Here is a 10,545-nt window from a genome sequence, read left to right as displayed (position 1 = left end):
TTCACCACGATCAAACCGCGAACCTTCACATCCGCGTTGCTGGGCAACGCATTACCCACCGAATCGGTCACCAGGTCGATACTGACGACTTTCTTGAAGGTCTTGTTGTACGAGGTGACCGACCATCCGAGGAAGAGGATCAACACCAGAAAGAACGCGAGGCCGAGCAGAAGTCGCTTCAGCCGCGACGGCGAGTCGATCATCCTGCAACCCTCACTGTCGTCGTGGTTCCCCAGATTGCGAGGCTGAGGAAGAAGTCCAGTACCGCCACCGTCACGATGGCCGTTCGCACGGCGCGGCCCACGGCTACCCCGACGCCTGCAGGTCCGCCCGATGCATGGAATCCGTAGTAGCAGTGGATCATGATCAGCACGAAGGCGAAGATCAACACCTTGAGGAACGAATAGAGAACATCCTCGGGCGGTAGGAACAGATTGAAGTAGTGGTCGTACGACCCACCCGACTGCCCGTTGAATATCGTGCTGATTCCGCGTGATGCGATGTACGACGCCAGGAGTCCCACGATGTAGAGCGGGATGACGGCGACGAATCCGGCGATCATGCGTGTGGTGACGAGGAACGGAACGCTGGGCACCGCCATCACTTCGAGCGCGTCGATCTCCTCGGAGATTCTCATCGCGCCGAGCTGTGCCGTGAATCCGGCCCCGACCGTCGCGGACAGGGCGAGACCTGCGACGACAGGCGCGATTTCACGCGTGTTGACGTACGCGGAGAGGAAGCCGGTGAGGACCGAGCTTCCGAGCTGCTCGAGTGCGGCGTATCCCTGCAGACCCACGACCACACCGGTGGCACCGGACATCATGACGATGACGCCGATGGTGCCGCCGATGACCGCGAGGGCTCCCGAACCGAAGGTGACCTCGGCGAGAAGTCGCAGAACTTCCTTCTTGTAGTGAACGAGCGTGCGCGGAATCCATCCGATGGCACGCACGTAGAACGACATCTGCTCGCCCGCGTTGTCCAACACGGTGAGCGGAGCACCGGCGATGCGCTTCGCGCGCATGAGAGTACGGTCGCCGCGACCTTTGGCGATGGTCATTGCGCGTCAGCTTCCCTTCGCCGGCACGACCTGGAGGTACACCAGGGTGAGAATGAGGTTGGCGAAGAACAGCAGCAGGAAGGTGATGACCACCGTCTGGTTCACTGCCTCGCCGACGCCCTTGGGGCCGGGGTTGGGATTGAGTCCCTTGTAGGAGGCGATGATGCCTGCGATCAGCCCGAAGATCGCTGCTTTCAGTTCGGCCACATACAGATCCGGCAGCTGCGCGAGCGCCGAGAACGAGGCGAGGTAAGCGCCGGGGGTACCGCCCTGCAGCACGACGTTGAAGAAGTAGCCGCCCGCGATTCCGACGACGGACACCAATCCGTTCAAGAGCAGCGCGACGAGGATCATGGCGAGCACGCGCGGTACGACCAGACGATGAATCGGGTCGATTCCGAGTACTCGCATCGCGTCGATCTCTTCACGAATGGTTCGCGAACCGAGGTCGGCGGTCACAGCCGACCCGGCAGCACCGGCGATCAGCAGCGCCGTCACGATCGGGCTGCCTTGTTGAATCACCGCCAGGACGCTCGCCGCGCCGGTGAACGACTCGGCGCCGAGCTGCTTGATCAGAGAACCCGTCTGCAGCGAGACGACCGCGCCGAACGGAATGGCGACGAGCGCCGTCGGCAGAATCGTGACGCTGGCGATGAACCAGGCCTGTTCGATGAACTCGCGAAACTGGAAGGGCCGTCTGAACGTGTTCCGAACGACGTCGACCAGTAGTTCTACGATGTTTCCGGCTTGCGCGAGTGCTGCGCCCGCCGGAGCAAGAGCGGACTTCTTCGATCCCCCCATGGTGCTTATTGTCCCCGCCCCTGCGCAGGACCGTGGCCCTGATCGCTACGTCCTGAAGTGTCATAGCCTGAATTGTCGTACCCGGATTGGTCGTAGCCGGAGTTGCCGTAGCCGGAGTTGTCGTACGCGGCGTTGTCGTAGCCGGCGTTGTCGTAACCGGCGTTGTCGTAACCGGTGTGGCCGTCGTTCTCGTACGTCTGGCTCCCCGCGTACGCGGGTGTCTGGCTGCCGGGGTCCGTGGTGTCGAGGCTTTCCTGAATGGCGACCTGAGCGCTCTGCGGAAGGGTGTGCATGATCTGACGCACCCGCTCCTGACGGCGACCGACTGCCTGCCGAACCGGCGTACCGGGAGTCGCTTTCATCTGCGGCACGATACCTTCCACGTCGTCGACACCACCAGCATGATGCCCGGCGTCGACAAGAGCTTGCTCGTGCGCCATCTGCGCCTCGTCCTTCTCCTCCGACATACCGATCGGCCCGATCATCGTGCCGTTCAGGAACTGCTTGACCACAGGTTCGTCGGAGGTCAGCAGCACCTCACGCGGACCGAACATGACCAACTGACGGCGGAACAGCATCCCGATGTTGTCCGGCACCGTCCGAGCCAGGTTGATGTTGTGCGACACGATCAGAATGGTCGCATCGATCTCGGCGTTGATGTCGATCAACGTCTGCGAAATGTAGGTCGTACGTACCGGATCCAACCCCGAGTCCGGCTCGTCGACCAGGATGATCTCCGGGTCCAACACCAACGCACGGGCCAAGCCGGCGCGCTTGCGCATACCTCCGGAAATCTCACCGGGCAGTTTGTCCTCCGCGCCGATCAGGCCCGTCAGTTCGAGCTTCTCCATGACGATCTTGCGGATGTCGGACTCGGACTTCTTGGTGTGCTCACGCAGCGGGAACGCCACGTTGTCGTACAAGTTCATCGACCCGAACAGTGCACCGTCCTGGAACAGCACTCCGAACAGCTTGCGGATCTCGTACAGCTCCCGCGAACTGCACTGCAGGATGTCGGTCCCGTCGATGAAAATCTTGCCCTGCTCGGGGCGAAGGAGACCGATCAGCGACTTCAGGAACACCGACTTACCGGTTCCCGACGGTCCCAGCAGTGCACTGACCTCGCCCGACGGCAACGTCAAAGTGACGTCCTGCCAAATCTTCTGGACACCGAAAGACTTGGTCAATCCCTCGACCGAAACCTCGACTCCCACGCTGACCTCCACAGTTCGTTCACATCGACCCGGATGTGGGTTGGGTCACTCTATCGCACACGAGTGTCCACACCGACACCGGAGCTTACTGCCCAGTAATAACTTCCCCGAGTCGGGCTGCGGTCCTTGCATCAGTGTGGCTCATCTCACCACGACACGCGTGCGACTCGCCCGATTTGTGATGAAACCCAACGGCACAACGTTGTGAGAACGAACAGAACCGAGGCGAAGACATAGGTAACAGACCCGAACACGACACGACGAAGGGCCACCCCCGAGTGGGGATGGCCCTTCGTGTGTACGAGCTACGCCAGAATTACTTGACGGAGATCTTCGCGCCGGCTGCTTCCAGCTTCTCCTTGGCAGCCTCGGCTGCATCCTTGGCGACCTTCTCCAGGATTGCCTTCGGAGCGCTCTCGACGAGGTCCTTGGCTTCCTTCAGGCCGAGGCCGGAGACGACCTCACGGACGACCTTGATGACCTGGATCTTCTTGTCGCCGGCCGACTCGAGGACGACGTCGAACTCGTCCTGCTCCTCGGCAGCGTCAGCGCCACCGGCAGCCGGTGCGCCAGCAGCGGCGACGGCGACGGGAGCGGCTGCGGTGACCTCGAAGGTCTCCTCGAATGCCTTCACGAACTCGCTGAGCTCGAGGAGGGTGAGCTCCTTGAACTGGTCGAGCAATTCTTCGGTGCTGAGCTTCGCCATGGTGGCGGTCCTTCCTTTAGTACCGAGTCGCTGATCCGCGACACAGGTTGGTTGTGTAGCTGTCGCTGTGAGTGCGGATCAGCTTTCGGCGGGAGCTTCTGCTTCTGCCGGTGCCTCGGCTGCAGCAGCTGCGGGAGCTGCAGAACCTTCGGTTGCCTTCTTGTCTGCCAATGCCTGAGCCAGACGTGCAACCTGCGAAGCAGGTGCATTGAACAGTCCTGCAGCCTTCGACAGGTTGCCCTTCATGGCACCTGCAAGCTTTGCAAGCAAGATTTCGCGGGACTCGAGGTCCGCGATCTTGTTGATCTCGTCCACGGACAGCGTCGCGCCGTCCATGTAGCCGCCCTTGACGACCAAGGCCTTGTTGTCCTTCGCGAAGGCCTTGATGGCCTTCGCAGCGTCGACCGGCTCGCCCTTGATGAACGCAATGGCGGTCGGTCCGACGAACAACTCGTCCAGCCCGGTGATGCCGGCTTCGGCAGCAGCGCGCTTGACCAGGGTGTTCTTGGCGACGGAGTAGGTGGCACTGTCGCCGAGCGCACGCCGCAGCTGGGTCAGTCCGGATACCGACAGGCCACGGTATTCCGTGACGACGGCAGCCGTCGAACCCTTGAACTGCTCGGTGATCTCGGAAACCGCTGAGACCTTTTCGGGCTTTGCCATACTTCGCCTCCTCTCGTGGAAGTTATGTCGATCGCGAGAGGTCCTGCAGAAACGACGAACGCCCCGGTGCAGGAGGCACACGGGGCGTAGACATGATGGCGGCGTGGAGTGATCCGAACCGTCGAACAGGTCCCTTACCTCGTTCTCCTGCGTGGGCCGTCCGAGTGTCTCGGACCTTCAACCGCAATCTCGTGAAAGAAATCCCCCGAGAAGGCGGTGACCAACGGTCTTGGGTAGAACTTGTTTGGGCGGATCCGAACCGAATTACGATTCAGAGCCGTCGACCAGACTACAGCGCTGCGCTGCAAAGTCCAAAACGCGCTGCTGTGACGACGCACCGGCGACGCTGTCATCGTGAACAACAATCGGCGCACGCAGGACAAGACGGTACTCGGGGCTGTTGAATCGAGAACATGACGGCAGCGCAGCCACGCCCACTGCTCCTACCGGACTCCGCCGGATCGAGCCCGGAGCGGGACCCGAGCGGCGGCGACGCAGCTGCCGCCTGGCGCAGCCTCGTCGAATCTCCACCGTTGTACCCGCGGATCGCACGCGCACGGAACGTCCCGGTCACGATGAGCGACGGGACGGTGCTACGCGCAGATGTCATGCGTCCGGCCGACGCGGCGGGTCGGGCCGTGGAGACCGCACTGCCCGCGGTCCTCAACATCACCCCGTACAACAAGCGGTTGATCACCGGCATAGACGCACTCCTCGGGGCGCCAGTCCTGGGACGTGCCCTTCGCGGTGCGTCGCGTCGATTCGACCTGAGCAACACCGCGTTCGACGGAATCACCGAGATCACGCGCATCGTGGACGGCGGTGCCGCCGATCTGCTGTCGGTCAACCGGCATCTGATTCGAAGCGGCTACGTCCAGGTCATCGTCGACGCACGTGGTACCGGCTCGTCGAACGGCACGTGGGACATCCTCGGGGATCGCGAGCAGCTCGATTCCGTCGAGATCATCGACTGGATCACCTCCCAGCCCTGGTGCAACGGCCGCGTCGGCATGACCGGTATCTCCTACTCCGCCATCAACGCACTGCAAGCAGCATCCAAGCGGCCCGACGGCCTGCACGCAGTGTTCGCCGTGGAGGGCTCCGTCGACATCGTTCGGGAGATCTTCGCGACGGGAGGTGCACCGTCACTGTTCATCCCGTTGTGGCTGACGGCGGTGAACGCGCTCAAATGGTTTCCGACGCTCCGCGGCGTCGACGCCCTGACGTGGCTTCGCGACCGAGCGGCCTCCCCCGCGACCCACATGTTCGATCTTGCCAAAGGTTTCCTGACCGGTGGCGACACCCGGATCTACGACGACCCGTACTACGACAACATCGACGCGGACATCGAAGAGATCGACGTCCCCACGTTCGTGTACGGATGCTGGCACGACATCTTCGGTGGATCCGCGCCCGACATCTACAACCGCCTGGCCCTCGAACGCGGCCGGAAACAACTACTCGTCGGAGACGGCTATCACGGCAACCCCGGAATCGGCTTCGGCCGACCGGGTTTCCCGCCACGGCTGGACGTACTGGAACGAGCATGGTTCGACCGCTGGCTACGCGACGAGGACAACGGTATCGAGCGATTCGGGCCCGTCACGCTCCGCAGCCAGGGCGGATCGTGGACGGCCCACGGCCGCTTCCCCGCACCCCACGCCGTACCGCAACGGCTCTACCTGTCCGCCGCCACGTCGGGAACGGCGCGGCACGCAGCAGCCGACGGCACACTCGGCGGCCGATCCGACGGCAGCAGTGGAACATTCACCGTCCGCCCCTCGCTTCGAGCCGTCGTCTCACGGGACACGACGCAGGTGCTCGCCGGAGTCACCGCCGTCCTCGGTGGTGGCTTTACCTACGACAATCGATTCGCCGAGGGCGCCGCGGTCAGTTTCACGACGATGCCGGCCTCGGTCGACACGGTGATCTCGGGACCGATGAATCTGCATCTGCGCGTCGTATGCCGTGCACGAGAAGCACTCTGGGCCATCATGGTGTGCGACGTCGCACCCGACGGCACGTCCACCGTCGTGACCAACGGGGCCCTGCTCGCATCGCGCCGAGCCGTCGACGACGAGAAGTCCTTGTTCGCCCCCAACGGTGACTACACCCGCCCGCACCACCCATTGACCGAAGCCTCGATGCTTCCGGTACCCGTCGGTGAACCGTTGACCCTCGACATCGACTTGCTCACCACCGAAGCCGCGATCTCCGTCGGACACCGCCTGAGAGTCGACGTATTCGCCGCCGACCCGCCCCGATTCATGCCCATCCTCCCCGACCTGCTTCGAACCCGAGCCCGCAGCCAGGACATCGTCATCGATCCCGAGAACCCCAGCTTCCTCGTCGTGCCCATGCTCGACGACCCAGGCTGGTGAAGGAGAACCAATGCAGACCCGCACCGGCTTCGCACCGTCGAACGGCATCGAACTCGCCTACGAGGACATGGGCAACCCCGACGACCCGGTAGTCCTGATGATCATGGGGCTCAGTGCCCAGATGACGCTGTGGCCCAAGGAATTCTGCGAGCGAATCGTCGACCTGGGATTCCGGGTCATCCGATTCGACAACCGCGACATCGGACTGTCCACCAAGATGGACGGGCTCCGCATCGAAGGCTCCGCCTTGCTCCGGCTGATCCGCACGGGCCTCGGCGCGTCGAGCACCGTCCCGTACACCCTGAAGGACATGGCACTCGACACCAAAGGCCTACTCGACCACCTCGACATCGAACAGGTACACGTCGTCGGCGCATCCATGGGCGGAATGATCGCGCAGGTCTTCGCCGGGCTGTACCCGAATCGCGTACTCAGCACCGCGATCATCTTCTCCAGTACCAACGAGGCCTTCCTGCCGCCTCCCGACCCGCGCGCACTCCTCCCCCTCATGAAAGGCCCTGGCCCGGGTGCCACCCGCGAACAGATCGTCGCCCACTCCGCCAACACCCGACGAATCATCGGCAGCCCCGCGTACCCCACGCCCATGGAAGAACTCCTCGTCACCGCAGGCGAAATGTACGACCGCAACTACAACCCCGCCGGCGCACTCCGCCAGATGGCCGCAGTGACCGGAACAGGCAGTCTCCGCCGGATCGCCGCGCAGATCGCCGCACCCACCGTCGTCGTCCACGGCCGCGCCGACCGACTCATGCGCCCCTCCGGTGGCAAAGCCGTCGCCCGAGCAGTCCCCGGATCCTCACTCCACCTCATCGGCGGAATGGGCCACGACCTCCCCCGTCCACTGTGGGACGAAATCCTCGGCGAACTGTCGTCCAACTTCGCGCGAGCCTGATCGGTTCCCGCGAGACGCACGAAATACGAAAGAGGGCCGACCCCCGGTGGGGTCGGCCCTCTTTCGGTACTGCTGCTTACGCTTCTGCGTCGTCCTCTAGGAGGTTACGCGTGCGGTTCGGGTCCACGGGGATTCCCGGTCCGGTCGTCGTCGAGACGGTGATCTTCTTGACGTAGCGGCCCTTGGCGGAGGACGGCTTCGCACGGAGGATCTCGTCGAGTGCCGCACCGTAGTTCTCCACCAGCTTGGCGTTGTCGAACGATGCCTTGCCGATGACGAAGTGCAGGTTGGCCTGCTTGTCGACGCGGAAGTTGATCTTTCCGCCCTTGATGTCGTTGACGGCCTTGGTCACGTCGTTGGTGACGGTGCCCGTCTTCGGGTTCGGCATGAGGCCACGCGGTCCGAGGACGCGGGCGATGCGGCCGACCTTGGCCATCTGGTCCGGGGTGGCGATCGCGGCGTCGAAGTCCAGGAAACCGCCCTGGATGCGCTCGATCAGATCCTCTGCGCCGACGACGTCGGCTCCTGCTGCCTCTGCTTCTGCAGCCTTCTCACCAGCGGCGAAAACGATGACCCGAGCGGTCTTGCCGGTGCCGTGGGGAAGGTTGACGGTGCCGCGCACCATCTGGTCGGCCTTACGAGGGTCGACGCCGAGACGAACGGCGACCTCGACGGTCGCGTCGAACTTGCTCGACGCGGTGTCCTTGGCCAACTGTGCTGCCTGAAGCGGCGAGTACAGGTTGTCTGCATTCACCTTTGCGGCCTGCTCGAGGTAGGCCTTGCTGCGCTTTGCCATTTCTTACTGTCCAATCATGAGTTCAGTGTGGTTGACAGGCCTGGCAGGCCCTCCCACGTGACGCTTCGTATGTGACGAGGCCTAGGTCAGCCTTCGACCGTGATGCCCATCGAACGAGCAGTACCGGCGATGATCTTCGCGGCCTGGTCGATGTCGTTGGCGTTGAGGTCTTCTGCCTTGGTCTTGGCGATTTCGCGCACCTGGTCCATGGTCACCTTGGCGACCTTGGTCTTGTGCGGCTCGCCCGAACCCTTGGCGACGCCTGCAGCCTTGAGCAGCAGCTTGGCGGCGGGAGGAGTCTTGAGCTTGAAGTCGAACGTACGGTCTTCGTAGACCGAGATCTCGACCGGCACGACGTTTCCGCGCTGCGACTCGGTCGCTGCGTTGTACGCCTTGCAGAACTCCATGATGTTGACGCCGTGCTGACCCAGTGCGGGGCCGACGGGAGGAGCAGGGTTGGCCTGTCCTGCCTGGATCTGAAGCTTGATGATCCCGGCTAGCTTCTTCTTCTTCGGGGGCATTTCTTTTTCCTTGTATTCGCTCGGGTTTCTTGCGGTAACTACTGCAAGTTCTGTGTGGGCTCGCCCACGCGGCGCCGACTAGATCTTGGCGACCTGCGTGAAGCCCAGTTCGACCGGAGTCTCACGGCCGAAGATGGATACCAGCACCTTGAGCTTCTGCTGCTCGGCGTTGACTTCGCTGATGCTGGCCGGGAGTGTCGCGAACGGGCCGTCCATGACGGTGACGGACTCGCCGACCTCGAAGTCGACCTCGATGGCCGGCTTCGACGTGGTCTCGGTGGTAGCGCCCTCGGCTGCAGCAGCCGTGGCCTTCGCGTCCTTCTTCTGCCCGTCCTGCGGCATGAGGAACTTGACGACCTCGTTGATGGTCAGCGGCGACGGACGCGACGTGGCGCCGACGAATCCGGTGACACCGGGGGTGTTGCGCACCGCGCCCCACGACTCGTCGTTGAGTTCCATCCGGACCAGGATGTAGCCGGGCAGAACCTTACGGTTGACCTGCTTGCGCTGGCCGTTCTTGATCTCGGTGACCTCTTCGATCGGGACCTCGACCTGGAAGATGTAGTCGCCGACGTCGAGGTTCTGCACACGAGTCTCGAGGTTGGTCTTGACCTTGTTCTCGTAGCCTGCGTACGAGTGGATGACGTACCAGTCACCGGGTGCGCGTCGGAGAGCTGCCTTGAACTCGGCGACCGGATCCTCGACCTCGGCGGGCTCGGCCTCTGCCGTCTCGTCGGCTACCGCGTCGTCACCGGCGGCAGCGGCGACGTCGGCAGCGATGGCCTCGTCGGTCTCGCGGTCCAGAGCGGCCTGCTCCGCTTCGAGGCCCTGTTTGGTCGCCTCGACATCGGCGTCGAATGCGGCCACTTCGGTGGCGTCGTTGTGCGGCGTGCTCACAGCAGGCACCCTTTCTGTCGTTTCATGCATGTCGTACTACTCATCGGACTCGGCCAGCGGATCGGTGTCAACCGAACAGCCACTCGACGCCTTGCGTGAATGCCAGGTCCAGACCGCTGATGTACGCGACCATGAACGCCACGAACACGAGCACGACGCTGGTGTAGGTGACCATTTGCTTGCGGTTCGGCCAGATGACCTTGCGCAGCTCTGCGACGACCTCGCGCAGGAACTGGATCAGACGCTTGAAGATGTTCGGGCGCTTCGCCTCGCGGGACTTCGGCGTGCGGGTGGCAACGGATGCCTTGCCTGCCGGCGCGGTGGACTTGCCGTCCGACGACTTGGAGATCGACACGGGCTCGGACGCAGCGCCTGCGGTCCGTGAACGTCGCGCAGTGCGCTTGCCGGAAGGCTTGGCGACAGCGGCGGAGGAAGTGTCGTTCTGGGATACAGAGGCATCCGGCGTCGACGAATCGGGCGTTGACGAATCCCCGGACTCGTCTTCGCGCTTGCCGCGCTCCTCGCTCACCCGTCGTTCCTCTCAGTAGCTGACACCGTCGCTCTCCTCACCGGAAATGCGGTGAGGGAGCCAC

At 63.3% G+C, this 10,545-nt stretch carries 11 protein-coding genes and 1 pseudogene; 2 read left to right on the top strand and 10 right to left on the bottom strand.

Annotation, left to right across the window (positions count from 1 at the left end; genetic code table 11):
* The 6 genes and pseudogenes from CH290_RS02490 to rplJ all read right to left on the bottom strand — a co-directional run.
* A pseudogene (locus tag CH290_RS02490) lies at window positions 1-203 on the bottom strand (MCE family protein); the annotation flags it as partial.
* Entirely contained in the window at window positions 200-1,060 is an 861-nt protein-coding gene (locus CH290_RS02485) for an MlaE family ABC transporter permease (RefSeq protein ID WP_019666423.1), read from the bottom strand. The gene CH290_RS02485 and the pseudogene CH290_RS02490, both read right to left, overlap by 4 nt.
* Before the next feature lie 6 nt (window positions 1,061-1,066).
* On the bottom strand, window positions 1,067-1,861 hold the full coding sequence (locus tag CH290_RS02480) for an MlaE family ABC transporter permease (protein ID WP_019666424.1): 795 nt from the start codon (window positions 1,859-1,861) through the stop codon (window positions 1,067-1,069).
* Window positions 1,862-1,866: 5 nt separating this feature from the next.
* Window positions 1,867-3,075 (bottom strand): ABC transporter ATP-binding protein, encoded by a 1,209-nt coding sequence (locus CH290_RS02475; RefSeq protein WP_176460153.1) that lies wholly within the window; start codon window positions 3,073-3,075, stop codon window positions 1,867-1,869.
* A 316-nt stretch (window positions 3,076-3,391) separates the two neighbouring features.
* Window positions 3,392-3,781, bottom strand: coding sequence for a 50S ribosomal protein L7/L12 (gene rplL / locus CH290_RS02470; protein WP_019666426.1), 390 nt, complete (start codon window positions 3,779-3,781; stop codon window positions 3,392-3,394).
* Between the two features lie 78 nt (window positions 3,782-3,859).
* Complete coding sequence (rplJ, locus tag CH290_RS02465) at window positions 3,860-4,444, bottom strand: 50S ribosomal protein L10 (RefSeq protein WP_019666427.1); 585 nt, start codon at window positions 4,442-4,444, stop codon at window positions 3,860-3,862.
* A gap of 413 nt (window positions 4,445-4,857) precedes the next feature.
* On the opposite strand from rplJ, the gene CH290_RS02460 reads away from it, so the two are divergent.
* Together CH290_RS02460 and CH290_RS02455 are read left to right on the top strand one after the other, a co-directional pair.
* Window positions 4,858-6,825, top strand: a complete 1,968-nt coding sequence (locus CH290_RS02460) for a CocE/NonD family hydrolase (RefSeq protein ID WP_033188723.1) — start codon at window positions 4,858-4,860, stop codon at window positions 6,823-6,825.
* Window positions 6,826-6,835: 10 nt separating this feature from the next.
* Window positions 6,836-7,738, top strand: coding sequence for an alpha/beta fold hydrolase (locus CH290_RS02455; RefSeq protein WP_033188724.1), 903 nt, complete (start codon window positions 6,836-6,838; stop codon window positions 7,736-7,738).
* Window positions 7,739-7,814: 76 nt separating this feature from the next.
* On the opposite strand, the gene rplA is transcribed toward CH290_RS02455, so the two are convergent.
* From rplA to secE, 4 genes are all read right to left on the bottom strand, one after another.
* Window positions 7,815-8,534, bottom strand: a complete 720-nt coding sequence (gene rplA, locus CH290_RS02450) for a 50S ribosomal protein L1 (RefSeq protein WP_019666430.1) — start codon at window positions 8,532-8,534, stop codon at window positions 7,815-7,817.
* 86 nt (window positions 8,535-8,620) lie between these two features.
* Window positions 8,621-9,055: a 50S ribosomal protein L11 gene (gene rplK / locus CH290_RS02445; protein ID WP_019666431.1), complete on the bottom strand. Its 435-nt coding sequence runs from the start codon at window positions 9,053-9,055 to the stop codon at window positions 8,621-8,623.
* Window positions 9,056-9,133: 78 nt separating this feature from the next.
* Window positions 9,134-9,952: a transcription termination/antitermination protein NusG gene (nusG, locus tag CH290_RS02440; protein ID WP_019666432.1), complete on the bottom strand. Its 819-nt coding sequence runs from the start codon at window positions 9,950-9,952 to the stop codon at window positions 9,134-9,136.
* A 67-nt stretch (window positions 9,953-10,019) separates the two neighbouring features.
* Window positions 10,020-10,481: a preprotein translocase subunit SecE gene (gene secE / locus CH290_RS02435; protein ID WP_019666433.1), complete on the bottom strand. Its 462-nt coding sequence runs from the start codon at window positions 10,479-10,481 to the stop codon at window positions 10,020-10,022.
* Between the last annotated feature and the right edge of the window lie 64 nt (window positions 10,482-10,545).

Origin of the sequence: Rhodococcus sp. 06-156-4, assembly GCF_002259345.1 — a bacterium.
GTDB lineage: Bacteria > Actinomycetota > Actinomycetes > Mycobacteriales > Mycobacteriaceae > Rhodococcoides > Rhodococcoides fascians_E.
The sequence above is the reverse complement of the archived record's forward strand: the minus strand, read 5'-3'. Positions and strand labels throughout refer to the sequence as shown.